Source organism: Bacteroides sp. NGMCC 1.200775, assembly GCF_040798045.1.
GTDB lineage: Bacteria > Bacteroidota > Bacteroidia > Bacteroidales > Bacteroidaceae > Bacteroides > Bacteroides hominis.
Window position 1 is genome coordinate 1 of sequence record NZ_JASCQK010000003.1, and the last position, 18,474, is coordinate 18,474.

The window sequence follows — 18,474 nt, forward strand, 5'->3', positions numbered from 1 at the left end:
ACAGCCGAGCGTTACTAATTGCCCGATGACTTTCTTTTATTGTCTTTTATGGTTTATATATCCGTTTAGCTTTCCTATCGGGTGATAGACGGCTAAGTTTACTTTTGTACATTATGTCTACCTTATTCAGGTGACTATAGCATCAGGGTTCCACCTCTTCCCATTCCGAACAGAGAAGTTAAGCCTGATCACGCCGATGGTACTGCGTAACAGTGGGAGAGTAGGTAGTCGCCGTTTTCAGAGAGTTCATCCCCTCGGGTCAGAAGACACGAGGGGATGACTTGTTTATAGACGTAGGAAAAGAAGGAGGGAGGATAACAACCGAACTGATGCACTCGTTTATAAATAAAGAACTTTACTCTTCCGGATAAACAACATTCCCTGTCAATCATTTTATCAGCTTTATTCGGAATGTTTCTGGTTAAAAGAAGCTGTGTGGGACAGAACCCTAATGGCGAAAGTCAAGGAGGCTATGAGAAAAGCCTCCCTGTTATTAGTGATAAATGAAATATTATACTCTGCTGTCAGCTCCCCACATCATTTTAGTGCGAAGAGTGTCGAAAAAGATGTGATTAAAGCGTTTTACTACTTTAATGCTATAGTCAGCTCTCCGGATTGTGAGGCGGGTTGTTTCCTTACAGGTTTCGCTACTGCCGTCAATTGCAACCAGGAAATTGTGGCTACGACTTTCTACATCTAAAGTGATTTCCCAGTCATCACAGATCACTATAGGCCTTACGTTTAAACTGTGTGGAGCAACCGGAGTAATTGCGATGGTTTTGGAATGGGGAACAATGATAGGACCACCTACGCTTAACGAATATGCAGTGGAACCTGTTGGAGTGGCGATAATGAGCCCGTCAGCCTGGTAAGTCGTGAGGTGTGCTCCGTTAATAGCAGTACGGATACTGATCATGGATGAACTGTCCCGTTTTAATACGGCTATTTCATTGAGCGCATAAGGTGAATCTTGCAAATGTTTGTCGTCACAAAGCAATTGGAGTACACTCCGTTCTTCAACTGTATAATGGTTCTGGTAGATTTCTTCAATCGTTTCTTCCATTTCTTCCGGGGATACATCTGCTAAGAATCCTAATCGTCCGGTATTGATACCCAAAATAGGGATTCCTTTGTTACCTACCCGTCGTGCCGCTTTTAGAAAAGTACCATCTCCGCCGATACTGATCACCATGTCTGCATCAAAATAGTCTTCATCGAACAAATTATCCGCCTTGACGTTCAGTTTTAAGTCGGATTTCAGGAAACGATGAAATTCTCTGCATACACAGATTTCTGCTCCATGTTTTTCGAGCAAATTGAACAAAGTAGCAGCATGTGAAGACTTCTTGGCTTGGTATGTATTTCCGAAAATGGCAAATTTCATGTTGATAAAAGTTTCTAGTGTGTCGCAAATTTGGGATTTTTTTTCGGTATTGCTGTTATCTTATCACTAATATTTGTACTTTTGCGCAAAACATATGGGTAAAAGGTCCGTATTATATTAAGACATGGAACTATGACTAAATTAAGTGTGAACATAAACAAAGTGGCTACCCTTCGGAATGCCCGTGGGGGAAATGTTCCGAACGTGGTTAAGGTGGCGTTGGATTGTGAGAGTTTCGGTGCTGACGGCATAACGGTTCACCCACGTCCGGATGAACGTCATATCCGTCGTTCGGATGTGTATGATTTGCGTCCGTTGCTTCGGACTGAATTTAATATTGAAGGATATCCTTCTCCGGAGTTTATCGATTTGGTGTTGAAGGTGAAACCTCATCAGGTGACTTTAGTGCCGGACGATCCTTCTCAGATAACTTCTAATTCAGGATGGGATACAAAGGCTAATTTTGATTTTCTGACGGAAGTCTTGGACGAGTTTAACGGGGCAGGTATCCGTACATCTGTATTTGTGGCAGCCGATGCGGAAATGATTGAGTATGCGGCAAAAGCAGGTGCCGACCGTGTAGAGCTATATACCGAACCTTATGCTACTGCTTATCCGAAAGATCCGGCAGCGGCTGTTGCTCCTTTTGTTGAAGCTGCTAAAGTGGCCCGCCGGTTGGGAATTGGTCTGAACGCCGGTCACGACTTGAGTTTATTGAATCTGAATTACTTTTATAAAAACATACCCTGGCTGGACGAGGTCTCTATCGGTCATGCTTTAATAAGTGATGCGCTGTATCTGGGATTGGAACGTACCATTCAGGAATATAAAAACTGTCTTCGCTAATGAATGCAATGCTACTATTAGCCCAAGTGGCTACCAACCTGGCTGATTCCGTTGCATCGGCCAACCCTGTACTGACTCCTGTATCTGCTCCGGCTGAAATGAATATGCTTGATATGGCTATTAAGGGTGGATGGATTATGATTGTTTTGGGAGTACTGTCTGTAGTTTGTTTCTACATCCTGTTTGAACGTAACTATGTGATCCGAAAAGCCGGTAAGGAAGATCCGATGTTTATGGAGAAGATCAAAGACTATATTCATAGTGGTGAGATTAAGTCGGCAATTAATTATTGCCGAACGATGAATACCCCTTCCGCCCGTATGATCGAAAAAGGGATTAGCCGTCTGGGACGTCCGGTAAATGACGTACAGGTTGCTATTGAGAATGTGGGAAATATTGAGGTGGCTAAGTTGGAAAAAGGCCTGACTGTGATGGCTACTATTTCAGGTGGTGCTCCGATGCTCGGTTTCCTGGGTACAGTAACCGGTATGGTGCGGGCTTTTTATGAAATGGCAAATGCCGGAAGCGGTAATATTGATATCACACTGCTTTCAGGAGGTATTTATGAAGCTATGATTACTACCGTAGGTGGTCTGATTGTCGGTATTATTGCTATGTTTGCTTACAACTATCTGGTGATGCTGGTAGACAGAGTGGTCAATAAGATGGAGTCCAGAACCATGGAGTTTATGGACCTGCTTAATGAACCTGCACAGAAATAAGGTGCTGAGATAAAATAGAGTGCGTAGCCAATTGGCACATTGACATATTGGCATATTGAAGAATTATTTTATGGCATTAAAGCGTCGAGCAAAAATATCACCCAACTTTAGTATGGCATCTATGACGGACGTCATATTCCTGTTGCTTATCTTTTTTATGATAACCTCAACTGTTGTGTCGCCCAATGCGATTAAAGTGTTATTGCCACAAGGCAAACAGCAAACTTCGGCTAAACCGTTGACAAGAGTTATCATTGATAAGGACCTGAACTATTATGCAGCGTTCGGTAATGAAAAAGAGCATGCTTTAGGCTTGGAGGAATTGACTCCATTCCTGCAAAGCTGTGCGGATAAAGAACCTGAGATGTATGTTGCTCTCTATGCGGATGAAACTGTACCTTACCGTGAGATCGTTAAGGTGCTGAATATCGCGAATGAGAATCATTTTAAAATGGTGCTGGCTACCCGCCCGCCGGAAACAAGGAAGAAATGAACATAAAAAGAAAGAGTGAATATATAGGGGCGTTGGGTGCATTGTTGGTGCATGTGGCTATTATTGCTCTTTTGATTCTGGTAAGTTTTGCTGTTCCACGTCCGGACGAAGAAGCCGGCGGTGTACCGGTGATGATGGGAGATGTGGATGCGGCTTATGGAAATTATGATCCCTCCACTATGGTGGACGTGGAAGTAATGCCTGAAGAAGTGCCGGCTCCGCAACCCGTACCCGAAGTGGAAGCCGAACAGGAAATGATTACGCAGACCGAAGAAGAAACGGTTGCTATAAAACCCAAGGCCGAGCCTAAGAAGGAGAAGCCGAAAGTAGAGAAGAAGCCTGAAAAAACAGCCGAAGAAAAGGCTGCCGAAGCTAAAAAACTTGCTGAAGAAAGGGCAGAGCGTGAGCGCAAGGCCGCTGCAGAAGCTGCCAGTAAACGAGTAGCCGGTGCCTTTGGTAAAGGCTCGCAGATGGGGGGAAGCAAAGGTAGTGCTACTTCGGGTGAAGGAGTAGAAGGAAGTAAAGATGGCAATTCGTCGACCGGAGCAAAGTCCGGAGTCGGGGGATATGGAACATTTAATCTTGGCGGACGTTCTATAGGAGAGGGAGGTTTGCCCCGTCCCGTATACAACGTTCAGGAAGAGGGGCGAGTAGTTGTTTCTATTACCGTGAATCCAGCTGGTCATGTGATTGCTACCAGTATCAACCGATTGACTAACACGGTAAATTCGACTTTGCGTAAAGCTGCTGAAGATGCGGCTAAAAAAGCACGTTTTAATGCCGTAAACGGAGTGAACAACCAGACAGGAACGATTACTTATTATTTTAATTTGAAATAATTAATGCTTAAAGTACCGTGTTTTTAGAAAGGTGGGCTTTGAGTTTATAACATCTAAATGATATAGATTATGGGAACAGTTTATGCATTTTTCGCAGACGGATTTGAAGAAATTGAAGCGCTTACTACAATTGATACATTGAGACGCGCTGGTTTAGATGTAGAAATTGTATCTGTTACGCCAGACGAGATTGTAGTCGGAGCGCATGATGTATCTGTGCTTTGCGATAAGAATTTTGAGAATTGTGATTTCTTTGATGCTGAGTTGCTGTTTTTGCCGGGAGGAATGCCGGGTGCTGCCACTTTGGACAAACATGAAGGGTTGCGTAAGTTAATTCTTAGCTTTGCGGAGAAAAACAAGCCTATTGCCGCTATTTGTGCCGCCCCGATGGTACTTGGAAAACTGGGACTTCTGAGAGGTCGCAGAGTAACCTGTTATCCCAGCTTCGAACAGTACCTGGAAGGTGCGGAGTGTACTAACGAGCCGGTTGTCAGAGATGGTAACATCATTACCGGTATAGGACCGGGTGCTGCGATGGAATTTGCATTGACTATTGTAGATACATTGTTAGGCAAGGAAAAAGTAAACGAGCTGGTAGAGGCCATGTGCGTAAGACGTTAAGCCTATGTATCGGACTGCTTTGATTGTAGCCGGGGGGAAGGGACTCCGCATGGGAAGTGAACTTCCCAAACAGTTTCTTCCCATTGGCGGAAAGCCTGTATTGATGCATACGTTGGAAGCTTTTCATCGATTCGATAAGAGAATGCAGCTTATTCTCGTATTGCCCCGGGAACAGCAGGGGTTTTGGCGGGAACTGTGTGAAACGCATGGATTTAACATCAGGCATGAAATTGCCGATGGAGGTGAAACCCGTTTCCACTCGGTTAAAAACGGATTGGCTTTGATAAACGGTATCGGTGGTATGGTGGGGGTGCATGACGGTGTTCGTCCTTTCGTATCGCAGGAAGTGATTGCCCGTTGTTTCCGGGAAGCTGCTGTGCGAAAAGCCGTAATTCCTGTCATCGATGTTGTAGAAACCGTGCGCCATCTCACAGGATCAGGCAGTGAGACTGTAAACCGTAATGATTATAAACTGGTTCAAACTCCCCAGGTATTCGATGCCGATTTACTGAGAAGAGCTTATGAACAAGAGTTTACTCCCTTTTTTACTGATGATGCCTCCGTGGTAGAGGCTATGGGAGTTCCTGTCCATCTGGTGGAGGGAAACCGTGAAAATATAAAAATAACTACTCCATTTGATTTGAAAGTAGCTTCAGCCTTGTTGTAATGTTCGATTTAGCTACACGAGACATAAAGTACTTATCCGGTGTTGGTCCGCAAAAAGCTGCGGTTCTGAATAAAGAGTTGGAGATTTATTCATTGCATGATCTGCTCTATTATTTTCCTTATAAATATGTAGACCGGAGTCGCATCTATTACATTCATGAAATAGATGGTAATATGCCGTATATACAGTTGAAGGGAAAGATACTTGGCTTTGAAACTTTTGGTGAAGGGCGCCAGAGAAGATTATTAGCACATTTCTCGGATGGCACAGGAGTCGTTGACCTCGTGTGGTTTCAGGGTATAAAGTATGTCACAGGTAAGTATAAACTTCACGAAGAATATATTATCTTTGGTAAGCCGACCGTGTTTAACGGAAGAATTAACGTAGCCCATCCCGATATAGATAATCCCGCTGATTTGAAATTGTCATCAATGGGACTCCAACCTTATTATAATACAACGGAGAAGATGAAACGTAGCTTTCTCAACTCCCATGCCATTGAAAAGATGATGGCAACCATTATCGGACAGATTCAGGAGCCTTTGCCCGAGACACTTTCACCTAAACTGATTGCCGACCATCATCTGATGCCTTTGACGGAAGCTTTACGGAATATTCATTTTCCTTCTAATCCGGAGCTGTTGAGGAAGGCGGAATATCGTCTTAAGTTCGAAGAGCTCTTTTATGTACAGCTCAATATTCTGAGATATGCCAAAGACCGGCAACGTAAATACCGCGGTTATGTTTTCGAAACAGTCGGTAAAATCTTCAATACATTTTATTCTAAGAATCTTCCTTTCGAACTGACCGGGGCTCAAAAGCGGGTTTTGAGAGAAATCCGGCAGGACGTCGGTTGCGGAAAGCAAATGAATCGCCTGTTGCAGGGGGATGTGGGAAGTGGGAAAACACTGGTGGCCTTGATGAGTATGCTGATTGCCCTTGATAATGGTTTTCAGGCTTGTATGATGGCGCCTACTGAGATTTTGGCTAACCAACATTACGATACAATCAAAGAGTTGTTGTTTGGAATGGATGTGCGGGTGGAACTCCTGACAGGTTCGGTGAAAGGAAAGAAACGGGAAGCTATCCTTGCGGGACTCCTGACCGGAGATGTACATATATTGATCGGTACCCACGCCGTTATTGAAGATACTGTAAATTTTGCTTCTTTAGGATTGGCCGTAATTGACGAACAACACCGCTTTGGTGTGGCACAGCGTGCCAGACTGTGGAGCAAGAGTATTCAGCCGCCCCATGTATTGGTTATGACTGCTACTCCGATTCCACGTACGCTGGCAATGACACTTTATGGTGATTTGGATGTCTCTGTCATAGATGAATTGCCTCCCGGACGTAAGCCGATCTCTACTATTCACCAGTTTGATAACCGGAGAGAAAGTTTATATCGTTCGGTACGTAAACAAATTGAAGAAGGGCGCCAGATTTATATTGTATATCCCTTGATTAAGGAGAGTGAAAAGATTGATTTGAAAAATCTTGAAGAAGGGTATTTGCATATTTGTGAGGAGTTTCCCGACTGTAAGGTTTGTAAAGTGCATGGCAAAATGAAACCTGCCGAGAAAGATGCGCAGATGCAACTTTTTATTTCGGGTGAAGCGCAGATTATGGTAGCTACTACAGTGATTGAAGTAGGAGTGAATGTGCCTAACGCTTCGGTGATGATTATCGAAAATGCCGAACGCTTCGGACTTTCACAGTTACATCAGTTGCGTGGCCGGGTAGGGCGTGGAGCCGACCAATCATATTGCATTCTGGTCACTACCTATAAGCTGACTGAAGAGACCCGGAAACGTCTGGAAATAATGGTACGCACCAATGACGGATTTGAAATAGCTGAAGCCGATCTTAAACTCCGGGGACCAGGTGACCTGGAAGGTACACAGCAAAGTGGTATTGCTTTCGACTTAAAGATTGCGGATATTGCCCGTGACGGTCAACTCTTGCAATACGTGCGTAATATCGCAGAAGAAATAACGGATGCCGATCCGGGTGGCGTGTTGCCGGAGAATGAAATTCTATGGCGGCAGCTGAAAGCATTGCGCAAGACGAATGTTAACTGGGCTGCCATTAGCTGAAAAACGGTTAAACATGTAGCTTTTTTACATAAACATGTTGCATAACATATTTCTCTTTATTTCCTCTGTTTATGGAGGTTTAGAGAAATATTTCTTTAATTCTGCTATTTATCCTTATAAAAAATAGTTAAGAGGATACCTGCCGTTTCGCTTAGAAATGCTATCTTTGGAGGAATTTTAAAATAAATGAGCACTTTAACCTTTTGAAACTGTACGTTATGATGGAAAAAACATTGGTCATTCTGAAACCTTGTACTCTTCAGCGAGGACTGGTTGGCGAGATTACTCGTCGTTTTGAGCGTAAAGGATTGCGTTTGGCAGGAATGAAAATGATGCAGTTGACAGATGAAGTGTTAAGTGAGCATTATTCACACCTTAGTTCGAAACCATTCTTTCAGCGAGTGAAAGATTCTATGATGACGGCTCCCGTTATCGTTTGTTGTTTTGAAGGTGTGGATGCTATTCAAGCCGTTCGTGCATTGGCAGGACCAACTAACGGACGTCTGGCAGCCCCGGGGACCATTCGCGGAGATTATAGTATGAGCTTTCAAGAGAACATTGTTCATACCTCTGATTCGCCGGAAACCGCAGTTGTCGAATTAAACAGATTCTTTAAACCGGAAGAAATATTCGATTACAAACAGGCTACTTTTGACTACCTGTATGCAAATGACGAATATTGATTGAATTGAATTAAACAAGACGAATGAATTTCAATTGCATTAAAACAGTAATGATTGCCGCTGCGGCTATGATCAGCCTGAACTCTTTTTCTCAGGATTTGATTGCCCGTCAGGCACCGATTGACAGAAAATTAAAAAGTGTAGATTCATTAGCATTGCAGAAACAGATTCGCGCAGAACAGTCTGAATATCCTGCACTGAGTCTGTATCCTAATTGGAACAACCAGTACGTACATGCTTACGGAAAGGATGCTATAATTCCCGATTCTTATACAATCGATCTCACGGGCTTCCACATGCCTACTCCCAGTACCCGTATCACTTCTCCCTTCGGACCACGCTGGAGAAGAATGCATAATGGACTTGACATCAAAGTGAACATTGGAGATACTATTGTAGCTGCTTTCGACGGAAAGGTACGTATTGTGAAGTATGAACGTAGAGGTTATGGTAAATATGTCGTTATTCGTCACGACAATGGACTGGAAACCGTATACGGTCACTTATCCAAACAGCTTGTAGAAGAGAACCAATTGGTAAAAGCCGGTGAACCCATTGCCTTGGGAGGAAATACCGGACGTTCAACGGGATCTCACTTACATTTTGAGACCCGTTTCCTGGGTATTGCCATCAATCCTGCATTAATGTTCGACTTCCCGAAACAGGATATCGTTGCCGATACATATACATTCAGAAAAACAAGAGGTTACGAACGTAACAAAGCCGGTTCACATGATACTAATATAGCATCGGACGGCGAAATCAGATATTACAAGGTTAAGAAAGGCGACAGTTTGTCCAGAATCGCTAAACTGCGCGGTGTTTCAGTCAGCACACTTTGCAAGTTGAATCGTATTACCACGAAGACAACACTTCGTCCGGGTCAAGTATTGCGCTGTTCATAATAGTTATACTACATAGACGGAAGAGGGCACTTTAATATTATTTAGAGTGCCCTCTTTTCATTTTTCTTTAATTATTGTTACCTTTGCACACTATTTGTAAGGAAATGAAAGATACCAGGCAACAATTTGAACATGTCATAGCATTATGCCGTGACCTATTCTCTAAGAAACTGCATGATTACGGTCCTGCATGGCGTATTCTGCGTCCTGCTTCTGTAACAGATCAGATATTTATCAAAGCCAATCGTATTCGTAGTATTGAAGTAAAAGGGGTGACTCTTGTCGACGAAGGAATCCGTTCCGAGTTTATTGCTATTGTCAACTATGGTATTATCGGGTTGATACAATTGGAACTCGGATATGCAGAGTCGGCTGATATAACAGTAGATGAAGCATTGGCTTTGTACGATAAGCATGCAAAGGAAACATTGGAATTGATGCTTGCCAAGAATCATGATTATGATGAGGCATGGCGCAGTATGCGCGTTAGCTCGTATACTGATTTGATACTGATGAAGATTTATCGTACCAAGCAGATAGAGAGCCTTGCCGGTCAGACATTGGTATCAGAAGGCATTGACGCCAATTACATGGATATGATTAACTATTCTGTTTTCGGATTGATTAAGATAGAATTTGAAGGATAAGGAGCTACATATTATTCAGAAAGTATGGACCAATCTGTGCCGCTTCGTGCTGGCAGGGGTGTTCATCTTTTCAGGATTCGCGAAAGCAGTCGATCCGTTGGGATCGGAATATAAGATACAAGATTATCTGGATGCTTTCGGGATGGGAACGTGGTTTCCGGCCTTTTTCCCTTTGTTGGCGGGTATTGTTTTGTCAGCTGTCGAGTTCTCGGTAGGTGTGTTTCTGTTTTTGGGTATCCGGAAAACAACCGCTACCTGGTTGGCTTTGTTGCTGATGATCTGTATGACTCCTCTTACTCTGTATTTGGCATTGGCTAATCCGGTATCCGATTGTGGTTGTTTCGGTGACGCCTGGGTATTGACAAACTGGCAAACATTTTGGAAGAATGTTATTCTGCTGATTGCAGCAATTTCCGTTTTCCGGTGGAAGCATCAGATGATCCGTTTTATCAGTGCTAAGATGGAATGGCTCGTATCTCTATATACTTTCCTGTTTGTGTTTGCGCTTTCGTTCTATTGTCTGGGCAACTTGCCGATACTGGATTTTCGTCCTTATAAGATAGGGAAGAATATTCCGGAAAACATGAGTATTCCGGCAGGGGCAAAGCCGACGGTTTACGAGAGTGTTTTCGTGTTGGAGAAGAATGGTGAAAAGAAAGAGTTCTCGTTGGAAAATTATCCCGATAGTACCTGGAAATTCATTGAAGCGCGGACCGTTGTGAAAGAGAAAGGTTATGAGCCTTCTATCCATGATTTCTCAATGACTAATCTTGAAACAGGTGAAGATATTACAGATAAAGTACTGGCAGATAAAAACTATACATTCTTATTGGTAGCCCATCGGATTGAAGAGGCAGATGACAGTAACATCGATCTGATAAATGAGATTTATGATTATGCGGTAGAGCATGGTTATGGCTTTTACTGCCTGACCTCTTCGCTGGATTATCAGATAGAACAATGGAAAGATAAAACCGGAGCGGAATATCCGTTCTGCCTGATGGATGATATTACGTTGAAAACGATGATACGTTCCAATCCGGGACTGATGCTGATTAAAGAAGGTACCATTTTAAATAAATGGAGTGATAGTGAATTGCCTGATGAATATGCCCTGACTGACAAACTGGAAAACCTTGAACTGGGAAAACAGAAACAAGAGAGCGATGTGCATACGATCGGTTATGTACTCCTTTGGTTTGCTATCCCTTTATTGATGGTTTTGGGAGTTGATATTCTGGTTGTGAAGCGTCTTGAAAAGAAACGTAAAAAGGCTGCAGACAAAGCTGCCGGAAATTCACAAGTCTCTTCTGAAACGCAGAAGAATGAATAATTGAATCGTAAATTTATTAACCCTTTTAATAAAAAACAAAATGAGAAAAAACATTGTTGCAGGAAACTGGAAAATGAACAAAACCCTCCAGGAGGGTATTGCTCTTGCAAAAGAACTGAATGAAGCATTGGCTAACGAAAAGCCTAACTGTGATGTTATCATCTGTACTCCGTTTATCCACCTTGCTTCTGTAACTCCTCTTGTAGATGCTGCCAAGATTGGTGTTGGTGCTGAAAACTGCGCTGATAAAGAATCAGGTGCTTACACAGGTGAAGTTTCAGCCGCTATGGTTGCTTCTACAGGTGCTAAATATGTCATCCTGGGTCACTCAGAACGTCGTGCTTACTACGGTGAAACAGTTGAAATCCTGAAAGACAAAGTGAAATTGGCTTTGGCTAACGGTTTGACTCCTATTTTCTGTATCGGTGAAGTTCTGGAAGAACGCGAAGCTAACAAACAGAACGAAGTGGTTGCTGCTCAGTTAGAATCTGTATTCGATCTTTCTGCAGAAGACTTTGCTAAGATCGTTTTGGCTTACGAACCGGTTTGGGCTATCGGTACAGGTAAAACTGCTACCCCTGACCAGGCACAGGAAATCCATGCATTTATCCGTTCTGCTGTAGCCGGAAAATATGGAAAAGAAATTGCCGACAACACTTCTATCCTTTACGGTGGTAGCTGTAAACCTTCTAATGCAAAAGAACTGTTTGCCAACCCGGATGTTGACGGTGGCTTGATCGGTGGTGCTGCTTTGAAGGTTGCCGATTTCAAAGGTATCATTGATGCATTCAACTAATTAAAAGATTAAGAACTGGAAGTTGGGAATGTTGGTTATACCAATCAATCCATTCTCAATTTTCAGTTCTCCATTCCTCAATTGACAAGCTTATGAAGAAATTGAGCTTACTGTTTTTACTATTGGTTCTTGCGGCAGGTGTACAGGCTCAAAGCGATATTGTGAAGAGTCTGGAACGTAACGTGCCGGGGCAAGGGAAAGTGACCATTCATCAAGATCCACGCATTGCAGCTTTATTGGGTAGTGTTCCTCCCAGTACCGGTGAACAGAAGATACTCAAGTCTTCCGGATACCGGATACAGACTTATGCCGGCAACAATACTCGCCAGGCCAAGAACGAGGCGCATAACGTAGGCTCCCGGGTTAAGGAGTATTTTCCGGAACTTTCCGTTTATACCTCTTTCAATCCTCCCCGCTGGTTGTGCAGGGTAGGCGATTTTCGTAGTATCGAAGAAGCTGATGCCATGATGCGCAAGCTGAAAGCAACCGGTGTGTTTAAGGAAGTCTCTATTGTTAAAGATCAAATCAATATCCCCCTGTAATTATGTTAGAAAAAGAAGAAATCAATTCTCCGGCTTTGGAGGATTTAAAGAAGCATTATCGCAGTATTATCACTCTTTTAGGTGAGGATGCCGAACGGGAAGGTTTACTGAAGACCCCCGAACGTGTTGCTAAAGCTATGTTGACTCTGACCAAAGGTTATCACATGGATCCGCATGAAGTGCTTCGTTCGGCTAAGTTTCAGGAAGAATACAGCCAGATGGTGATTGTGAAAGATATCGATTTCTTCTCTCTTTGCGAACATCATATGCTGCCTTTCTACGGCAAAGCGCATGTGGCTTATATTCCTAACGGTTATATCACCGGACTTAGCAAGATAGCCCGGGTGGTAGATATTTTCTCTCACCGGTTGCAAGTGCAGGAGCGCATGACGCTCCAGATTAAAGAGTGCATCCAGGAAACCCTCAATCCATTGGGAGTGATGGTTGTCGTTGAAGCCAAACACATGTGTATGCAGATGCGTGGTGTTGAGAAACAAAATTCTGTAACTACTACTTCCGATTTTACAGGTGCTTTCAACCAGGCTAAAACCCGCGAAGAGTTTATGAATCTGATTCGTCAGAGATAAGTCTGGTGTAGTATATTATTGGTATATAGGGGCAATCGCGCTGAATTTATTAGTATTTAAGTTTGTTTATATAGCTTTTGTTTTTTATTTTTGTGCTAAATGAATTAACTTTTATTTTAGCGTATGCCCTCCAATTCCAGTGACTTAATCCGGTTCAACAAGTTCTTTTCCGAAAATCAGCAACGGTTTATCCGGTTTGCATGGACTTATACGCGTGACGAGATCGTAGCCGAAGATATCGTTATGGAGGCTTTAATGTCCTATTGGGAAAACCGTCTTAAGATCTCTTCTGAGATCAATCCTTCTGCCTATGTCCTTACGGTCGTAAAGAATAAGTGCCTTAATCATCTCCGCCATTTACAATTGGTCAATGAAGTGTCCGATCGCGTCAGTTCTCATTCAGAATGGGAGTTGTCCAATCGTATCGCCACTTTGGATGCCTGTGAACCCAGTGCTTTATTTGCCGGAGAGGTGCAGAACATTATCGATCATGTGATTTCCCGTCTGTCCGCCAATACCGCCCGGATTTTTGTTCTGAGCCGTTACGAAAATAAATCCCACAAAGAAATAGCCGAGATAATGGGAATGACTGTAAAAGGCGTTGAATTTCATATCTCCAAAGCCACTAAAGAGCTTCGTGTAGCTCTGAAGGACTATCTGGTCTTGTTCCCTTTCTTATATGACTTCCTCACTTAAAAACCATTCAGAAAAATGTATTCCGGGTATCCGAAGAAGGTACTGCCCATAAAAAAAAGAACTTTTTTACTAGGGAGGCAATCTGTTTGCGTGTTATTAAGATGAATGCAGATAAAAACAGACCTATGAAAATAGAAAAAGAAATATTATATCGCTACTTTAACGGGGATGCCGGCCCTGAAGAAGAAAAGAAGATCCGCCAGTATATTGAAGCTTCCGAAGAAAACTGGAAGGAATATCTTCGGGAGAGGAAATTCTTCGATACGATTATTCTGAAGGAGCGGGCCGTTTCTGTCCAAAAGCAGGCCGGGCGACGACGGATGATCCGTAGAATCGGTTTTGAATGCCTGAAGGTGGCGGTTGTTCTGCTGATTGCCTTGGGGACAACGTATTTTTGGCTTAACCGACCCTCCGAAACAGAATCGAGAAGTGTGGTCAGCACTTTGAAGGGACAGATGGCGAACATCACTCTTCCCGACGGCAGCCGTGTCTGGCTTAACTCCAATACCCGAATTGAGTATCCGCAAAACTTTGCAGATAAAAGACGTGACGTAGAGATAGACGGCGAAGCCTATTTTGAGGTAACGCATGATGCAAAGAAACCCTTTGTGGTACATACTTCCGAAAAAGAACAGATTGAAGTACTCGGCACCCGGTTTTATGTAGAAGCCTATTCGGGTACCAAGGAGTTTGAGACAGCCTTGATAGAGGGAAGTGTCCGTGTGAAAGCAGGCAATTCCCAGTTAACGCTGCGTCCTTCGTACAAAGCCGTACTTAAAGGGGGCAAAATGACTGTCGAAAAAATCACTGATTTTGATACTTACCGTTGGCGTGAAGGACTGATTTGTTTTAAGAGTAAACGGTTTACTGAAATACTGCGAGAGTTTGAAAAGTATTATGGTGTCGGGATAGGATTTGATGCCGCCAAAGTAGACAATCCGGTACTTACTGTCAAGTTCCGCTTGTCCGACGGAATAGAATATGCATTACGTGTTTTGCAGAGGGACGTGAACTTTAAGTACGTCCGGGATGATGAGAAGAATACATTTACCATTAAATAAATTGTTGAACCTTTAATAAGAATACTGCCTATGAAGAATACCGCTTAAATCTGATTGAAACAAAAGGCCGGTAAGTACTGCAATACCTACCAGCCTAAAGGAGAAACATTCTTCTTTTACCTGAAAAAGAAAAATATTAAATGAATTTATAAAGCAAAGATATGAAAAATACTCGTTGCACGGATTTTTATGTACCTAAAAATTCGTCAATCAAACCATTATTTAAAACTATGAGAGTCACTACATTCTTACTTTTCTTTTGTGTATTCGGTGCCATGGCAGGTACTGTCAATTCTCAGAATGCAAGAGTGTCCATTAAAAAAACGAATGTCCCTTTAGAGGAAATACTGAATGAGATAGAACGTCAGACAGATTACCTGTTTATGTACTCGAATGCTGTCGATGTGAAAAGACACGCATCAATCCATGTTTCAGAGAAACCCGTATCGGAGGTCCTGAATCAGTTGCTTGGAAATCAAGTCTTGTACGAGATGGAAGGAACACACATCATTTTGTCCGACAAGCACAGCCCCCGGAATACGATAATCGTACAGCAGGAAGACAAAATTCCGGTGAAAGGGAAGATTACCGACATGGCGGGTGAGCCCATCATAGGTGCCAGTATACTTGAGAAGGGCACTACCAACGGAATTATAACAGATCTCAACGGCGGCTTTTCGTTGGATGTATCTCCGGGAGCCATACTTGTCATCTCGTATATCGGATATGCCAAACAAGAAGTCAAAGTGATTCCCGGCAAGACTCTGAAGATAAAGATGAAAGAAGATGCCGAGTTGCTGGACGAAGTTGTTGTCGTGGGTTACGGTACGCAGAAGAAAGTAAACCTGACAGGTGCTGTTGAGACCATCGAGTCGGATGTCATTGAAAACCGTCCCATCCGTAGTGCCACGGATGCACTTCAGGGAACAGTATCGGGGCTGACAGTCAGTTCGGGTACCGGAAAGCCCGGAGAGTTTGCCTCTTTCAAGATACGTGGAAACACTTCCATCAATAGCGCCGGTGCTTTAGTGATTATCGACGGTATGCCGGGAGATATTAATGTGGTAAATCCACAGGATATTGAAACCATTTCAATATTGAAAGATGCCGCTTCTGCTGCTATTTATGGTGCACGTGCTGCCGAGGGAGTGGTATTGGTGACTACTAAGAAGGGGGCTTCGGAGAAGGTGAAGGTAGAGTATACCGGTAATTTTTCTTTTAATTCTCCTACGCGTTTACCTGAAAGCAATACGGGATTGGACCATGCATTATTATCCAACGTTGCATTTGCCAATGCCGGATTGGCTGCTCCTTTTTCACAGAAAGCAATTGATGCTATTAAAGATCCCAATACCATTGCTATTCCTAACGGTAAAGAGTGGATATATACTTCGGATGTGGACTGGATTGGTCTGATGATGGATCATAGTTTTCAGCAGACCCATAACTTAACTATTTCGAAAGCATCTGATCGTTTGAAGTATCTCTTTTCCATCGGCTGGCTTGATCAGAATGGAATGTTTTCTGAATATGGTCCTGACAATTATGACCGTATTAATCTCCGCTCAAATATCAGTGTTGAATTGATAAAGAACAAGCTGTCGTTTGATAGCCGTATCAGCTATTCACGGGGAGTAAACCTCTATCATGCTGCCGAAGGTTCGTGGTCAATTCCTTATATCACTTTTATACAGGCCGGTCCCAATATGCCTATTTATGATCCGAATGGAAATTATTCCCGCCACCGAATGCAGTTGAATCCGATTCAGGCCTTGAAAGAAGGCGGTGAAGGGCGTACCCGTAATCAACGGATTGAAGGAGTATTTACTTTAGAGTATAAACCGGTGAAAGGTCTTTCTCTACGGGCCGTCGGAGGTGCGAATATTCTTGACGGACAAAAAAAGGAATGGCGTAGAGCTTATGGAAAATATGGTGTGGAAGGTTTAATCTCGACTGCTTTTGGACAGAAAAGCCCGAACTCTGTAACGCAGAACAATTCCCATCGACAATATCTGACCGGGCAACTGATTGCCGAATACAAAGGTGTATTTGGAAAACACGATATTAATGTTCTTGGAGGATGGTCGGCAGAAGAGAATCTGTATGAAGATCTTCAGGGAAAACGTACCGATATCATAGGAAATGAACTGCCTGCGCTTAATCTGGGTGATACGGACGGATGGTCGAATGGTGCCGATGAAAATGAATGGGCATTGGTTTCAGGATTCATGCGTATGAATTATGCGTTTGCTTCCAAATATCTGGTTGAGGCCAACTTCCGTGCGGACGCTTCTTCACGTTTTTCAAAAAAGCACAGATGGGGTGTATTTCCTTCCGCTTCGGTCGGCTGGCGAATTACGGAAGAGAAGTTCATGAAGAATCAGCGCATTTTCGATAACCTGAAGTTGCGTGTTTCCTGGGGACAGTTGGGAAACCAGAACGGGTTAGGAATGTATGACCATATTGCCAGTTATAATATTAAGGGGTACTATCCGTTTAAGTCGGAACTCGGACAGTGGGCCGTCATTTCCAAACTGCCATCGGAAACAAGAACCTGGGAAACGGTAGAAATGAATAATTTTGCGGTAGACATGGCGTTTCTCAGAAACCGTCTGACAGTGACCGGAGAATATTTCATCAAACGGAACAAGGACATGCTGGTCAATGTCGAGGTTCCGAGTGTGATTGGAGTTGATGTGCCTACCGGCAATTATGGAGAACTTGAAGTGAAGGGCTGGGAAGTGACCGTAGGCTGGCAAGACCGGATTAAAGACTTTTCCTATAGTGCCCGTTTCAACTTATCCGATCAGAAAGATAAGCTCGTCGATTACGGAGTGGAGTATAACGGATTTGTGGCCGGTGTCAATCAGAAAGTTCAGGGATATTCTCTGGGGTCAATCTTCGGATACCGCACCGACGGATATTTCACGTCTGAAGAGGAAGTTAAGAATTCGGCTGCTTATAATAAATCTATTACCGGTGTAGGTGATATTAAGTATGTTGATAAAGACGGAGATGGTAAGATTTCAGCTCCTAACGATCTGGAATATCTGGGGACCACCACTCCGCGGTATACCTTTGGATTGAATCTGACTGCGGCATGGAAAGGGTTCGACCTGGGAATACTGTTCCAGGGCGTAGGCAAAAGAAATTTCTATTTGTCGAGTGAGGTGATGAATCCCTATTATGCTACCTGGAATAACTTCTCCTATAAGATGCACAATGATTATTGGACTCCGGAGAATCCGAATGCAGCCTTTCCGCGCTATTATGCCGGGGCCAATCATAACTATCAGATTTCCGACCACTGGTTGCAGAATGCGGCTTACGTACGTCTGAAAAATCTGCAACTGGGATATACGATAGACCCGAAACTGACCAAATCATGGGGCATCCAGCGCTTGAGAGTCTATTTTAGCGGCGATAACCTTTGTGAGTATAGCAAACTGAACGATAACTTCGATCCGGAGCTGTCTAATGTAGACGGATATGTATATCCTATCATGAGAAACTTTTCATTTGGACTAAACGTGACATTTTAATTCTTGAATTATGA

General features: G+C 43.2%; 18 protein-coding genes and 1 rRNA gene. 18 read left to right on the forward strand and 1 reads right to left on the reverse strand.

Going from position 1 to position 18,474, the window contains the following annotated elements; all coding sequences use genetic code 11:
• Nucleotides 1–126 precede the first annotated feature (126 nt).
• A 5S ribosomal RNA gene (rrf, locus tag QK890_RS09170) occupies nt 127–237 on the forward strand.
• Nucleotides 238–511: 274 nt separating this feature from the next.
• Here the strand turns inward: rrf and QK890_RS09175 are convergent.
• Nucleotides 512–1,384, reverse strand: coding sequence for an NAD kinase (locus tag QK890_RS09175; RefSeq protein WP_005781629.1), 873 nt, complete (start codon nt 1,382–1,384; stop codon nt 512–514).
• A 132-nt stretch (nt 1,385–1,516) separates the two neighbouring features.
• Here QK890_RS09175 and QK890_RS09180 point away from each other — a divergent pair, with 132 nt between their 5' ends.
• From QK890_RS09180 to QK890_RS09260, 17 genes are all read left to right on the forward strand, one after another.
• Nucleotides 1,517–2,230, forward strand: a complete 714-nt coding sequence (locus QK890_RS09180) for a pyridoxine 5'-phosphate synthase (protein ID WP_005781628.1) — start codon at nt 1,517–1,519, stop codon at nt 2,228–2,230.
• Entirely contained in the window at nt 2,230–2,952 is a 723-nt protein-coding gene (locus tag QK890_RS09185) for a MotA/TolQ/ExbB proton channel family protein (protein ID WP_005781627.1), read from the forward strand. The genes QK890_RS09180 and QK890_RS09185 overlap by 1 nt, the downstream gene beginning before the upstream one ends.
• A gap of 70 nt (nt 2,953–3,022) precedes the next feature.
• Nucleotides 3,023–3,445 carry a biopolymer transporter ExbD gene (locus tag QK890_RS09190; protein ID WP_005808668.1) on the forward strand — a complete coding sequence of 141 codons (423 nt, stop codon included), beginning with the start codon at nt 3,023–3,025 and terminating at the stop codon, nt 3,443–3,445.
• Nucleotides 3,442–4,284 carry a cell envelope integrity protein TolA gene (locus QK890_RS09195; RefSeq protein ID WP_032542721.1) on the forward strand — a complete coding sequence of 281 codons (843 nt, stop codon included), beginning with the start codon at nt 3,442–3,444 and terminating at the stop codon, nt 4,282–4,284. Before QK890_RS09190 ends, QK890_RS09195 begins: the two co-directional genes overlap by 4 nt.
• Before the next feature lie 69 nt (nt 4,285–4,353).
• On the forward strand, nt 4,354–4,905 hold the full coding sequence (locus QK890_RS09200; RefSeq protein WP_367627312.1) for a DJ-1 family glyoxalase III: 552 nt from the start codon (nt 4,354–4,356) through the stop codon (nt 4,903–4,905).
• Between the two features lie 4 nt (nt 4,906–4,909).
• On the forward strand, nt 4,910–5,572 hold the full coding sequence (locus tag QK890_RS09205) for a 2-C-methyl-D-erythritol 4-phosphate cytidylyltransferase (RefSeq protein WP_005808662.1): 663 nt from the start codon (nt 4,910–4,912) through the stop codon (nt 5,570–5,572).
• Nucleotides 5,572–7,668 (forward strand): ATP-dependent DNA helicase RecG, encoded by a 2,097-nt coding sequence (recG, locus tag QK890_RS09210; RefSeq protein ID WP_005808660.1) that lies wholly within the window; start codon nt 5,572–5,574, stop codon nt 7,666–7,668. Before QK890_RS09205 ends, recG begins: the two co-directional genes overlap by 1 nt.
• A 218-nt stretch (nt 7,669–7,886) precedes the next feature.
• The gene (gene ndk, locus QK890_RS09215) at nt 7,887–8,351 is read left to right on the forward strand and encodes a nucleoside-diphosphate kinase (protein ID WP_005781616.1); all 465 of its coding nucleotides are present in this window, start codon (nt 7,887–7,889) and stop codon (nt 8,349–8,351) included.
• 23 nt (nt 8,352–8,374) lie between these two features.
• Entirely contained in the window at nt 8,375–9,256 is an 882-nt protein-coding gene (locus QK890_RS09220) for a M23 family metallopeptidase (RefSeq protein WP_005781615.1), read from the forward strand.
• A gap of 104 nt (nt 9,257–9,360) precedes the next feature.
• Nucleotides 9,361–9,903, forward strand: a complete 543-nt coding sequence (locus QK890_RS09225) for a DUF1599 domain-containing protein (RefSeq protein WP_032531414.1) — start codon at nt 9,361–9,363, stop codon at nt 9,901–9,903.
• Complete coding sequence (locus QK890_RS09230) at nt 9,893–11,236, forward strand: BT_3928 family protein (RefSeq protein WP_234191719.1); 1,344 nt, start codon at nt 9,893–9,895, stop codon at nt 11,234–11,236. Before QK890_RS09225 ends, QK890_RS09230 begins: the two co-directional genes overlap by 11 nt.
• 40 nt (nt 11,237–11,276) lie before the next feature.
• Nucleotides 11,277–12,032 carry a triose-phosphate isomerase gene (tpiA, locus tag QK890_RS09235; RefSeq protein WP_005781610.1) on the forward strand — a complete coding sequence of 252 codons (756 nt, stop codon included), beginning with the start codon at nt 11,277–11,279 and terminating at the stop codon, nt 12,030–12,032.
• Between the two features lie 92 nt (nt 12,033–12,124).
• Nucleotides 12,125–12,574: an SPOR domain-containing protein gene (locus QK890_RS09240; protein ID WP_005781608.1), complete on the forward strand. Its 450-nt coding sequence runs from the start codon at nt 12,125–12,127 to the stop codon at nt 12,572–12,574.
• Nucleotides 12,575–12,576: 2 nt separating this feature from the next.
• Nucleotides 12,577–13,161 (forward strand): GTP cyclohydrolase I FolE, encoded by a 585-nt coding sequence (gene folE, locus QK890_RS09245; RefSeq protein WP_005821937.1) that lies wholly within the window; start codon nt 12,577–12,579, stop codon nt 13,159–13,161.
• A 123-nt stretch (nt 13,162–13,284) separates the two neighbouring features.
• Nucleotides 13,285–13,857, forward strand: coding sequence for an RNA polymerase sigma-70 factor (locus tag QK890_RS09250; protein ID WP_005781604.1), 573 nt, complete (start codon nt 13,285–13,287; stop codon nt 13,855–13,857).
• 125 nt (nt 13,858–13,982) lie between these two features.
• Nucleotides 13,983–14,918 carry a FecR family protein gene (locus tag QK890_RS09255; RefSeq protein ID WP_032541146.1) on the forward strand — a complete coding sequence of 312 codons (936 nt, stop codon included), beginning with the start codon at nt 13,983–13,985 and terminating at the stop codon, nt 14,916–14,918.
• A 161-nt stretch (nt 14,919–15,079) separates the two neighbouring features.
• Complete coding sequence (locus tag QK890_RS09260; RefSeq protein ID WP_122330686.1) at nt 15,080–18,460, forward strand: TonB-dependent receptor; 3,381 nt, start codon at nt 15,080–15,082, stop codon at nt 18,458–18,460.
• Nucleotides 18,461–18,474: the final 14 nt, after the last annotated feature.

Bases quoted from the DNA above. Each gene is read 5' to 3' on its own strand.
- QK890_RS09225 (WP_032531414.1), top strand. From the start codon at position 9,361: ATGAAAGATACCAGGCAACAATTTGAACATGTCATAGCATTATGCCGT.
- QK890_RS09255 (WP_032541146.1), top strand. From the start codon at position 13,983: ATGAAAATAGAAAAAGAAATATTATATCGCTACTTTAACGGGGATGCC.
- QK890_RS09185 (WP_005781627.1), top strand. From the start codon at position 2,230: ATGAATGCAATGCTACTATTAGCCCAAGTGGCTACCAACCTGGCTGAT.
- QK890_RS09195 (WP_032542721.1), top strand. From the start codon at position 3,442: ATGAACATAAAAAGAAAGAGTGAATATATAGGGGCGTTGGGTGCATTG.
- QK890_RS09260 (WP_122330686.1), top strand. From the start codon at position 15,080: ATGAAAAATACTCGTTGCACGGATTTTTATGTACCTAAAAATTCGTCA.
- QK890_RS09220 (WP_005781615.1), top strand. From the start codon at position 8,375: ATGAATTTCAATTGCATTAAAACAGTAATGATTGCCGCTGCGGCTATG.
- QK890_RS09240 (WP_005781608.1), top strand. From the start codon at position 12,125: ATGAAGAAATTGAGCTTACTGTTTTTACTATTGGTTCTTGCGGCAGGT.
- QK890_RS09205 (WP_005808662.1), top strand. From the start codon at position 4,910: ATGTATCGGACTGCTTTGATTGTAGCCGGGGGGAAGGGACTCCGCATG.
- folE (WP_005821937.1), top strand. From the start codon at position 12,577: ATGTTAGAAAAAGAAGAAATCAATTCTCCGGCTTTGGAGGATTTAAAG.
- QK890_RS09200 (WP_367627312.1), top strand. From the start codon at position 4,354: ATGGGAACAGTTTATGCATTTTTCGCAGACGGATTTGAAGAAATTGAA.
- QK890_RS09180 (WP_005781628.1), top strand. From the start codon at position 1,517: ATGACTAAATTAAGTGTGAACATAAACAAAGTGGCTACCCTTCGGAAT.
- QK890_RS09175 (WP_005781629.1), bottom strand. From the start codon at position 1,384: ATGAAATTTGCCATTTTCGGAAATACATACCAAGCCAAGAAGTCTTCA.
- ndk (WP_005781616.1), top strand. From the start codon at position 7,887: ATGATGGAAAAAACATTGGTCATTCTGAAACCTTGTACTCTTCAGCGA.
- QK890_RS09190 (WP_005808668.1), top strand. From the start codon at position 3,023: ATGGCATTAAAGCGTCGAGCAAAAATATCACCCAACTTTAGTATGGCA.
- tpiA (WP_005781610.1), top strand. From the start codon at position 11,277: ATGAGAAAAAACATTGTTGCAGGAAACTGGAAAATGAACAAAACCCTC.
- QK890_RS09250 (WP_005781604.1), top strand. From the start codon at position 13,285: ATGCCCTCCAATTCCAGTGACTTAATCCGGTTCAACAAGTTCTTTTCC.
- recG (WP_005808660.1), top strand. From the start codon at position 5,572: ATGTTCGATTTAGCTACACGAGACATAAAGTACTTATCCGGTGTTGGT.